The organism is Pseudonocardia adelaidensis (assembly GCF_039543345.1).
Classification (GTDB): domain Bacteria; phylum Actinomycetota; class Actinomycetes; order Mycobacteriales; family Pseudonocardiaceae; genus Pseudonocardia; species Pseudonocardia adelaidensis.
The window spans coordinates 1-777 of record NZ_BAABJO010000093.1; the positions used below are offsets into that span (position 1 = coordinate 1).

Annotated in this window: 1 protein-coding gene; it reads right to left on the bottom strand. The window is 69.2% G+C overall.

The window, feature by feature from the left end; translation table 11 throughout:
• A partial coding sequence (locus ABEA81_RS42345; protein ID WP_345613715.1) for a sensor histidine kinase occupies window positions 1–777 on the bottom strand: 777 nt, incomplete at both ends.

Consider the following 777-nt stretch of genomic DNA (forward strand, 5'->3'; position numbering starts at 1 on the left):
GCCTGCGTGGTCGGTGCGGATGCGGTCGGTGCCGCGGCGGAACGGCTCGGCGAGGGTGGCGATCAGCTGGGGGGCGAGTCTCTCGCCGGTGTTCTCGACGGTGAGCTCGACCGTGTGGGGGTGGGTGCTGGTGGTGACCCACACGGTGCCTGCGGGCAGGTTGTGGGCGATCGCGTTGTGCACGAGGTTCGTGGTCAGTTGCAGCAGGAGCGCGGGTGAGCCGGCGGTGGGGGCGGGCTCGGTGGTGGTTGTGATGGTGATGCGGTGTTTGTCGGCGAGGGGGAGCAGTGTTTCGGTGGCGTCCTCGGCGAGCAGGGACAGGTCGAGGTGCTGGCGGGGGAAGGAGCGTTGGTCGGCGCGGCTGAGCAGCAGCAGTGTTTCGGTGAGGTCGATGGCTCGGGTGTTGACGGTGTGGAGGCGGTCGACGAGGTCGGTGGTGTCGGGGTTCGGGTCGTTGCGGGCGACGTCGAGGAGTGTCTGGGTGATGGCCAGTGGGGTGCGTAGTTCGTGGGAGGCGTTGGCGGCGAATCGGCGTTGTTCGGCGACGTGTGCTTCGAGCTGCGTGAGCATGGTATCGAAGGCGTCGGCGAGTTCGCGGAACTCGTCTTTGCGGCCGGGTAGGCGGATCCGGTGGGAGAGCGATCCGTTGGCGGCGGTGCGGGTGGCGGCGGTGATGCGGGTCAGTGGGGCGAGCATGCGGCCGGCGAGGATCCACCCTCCGACGAGGCCGAACACCAGCAGGAACGCCATCACGACGACGGCCGCCGGGGCGAAGAC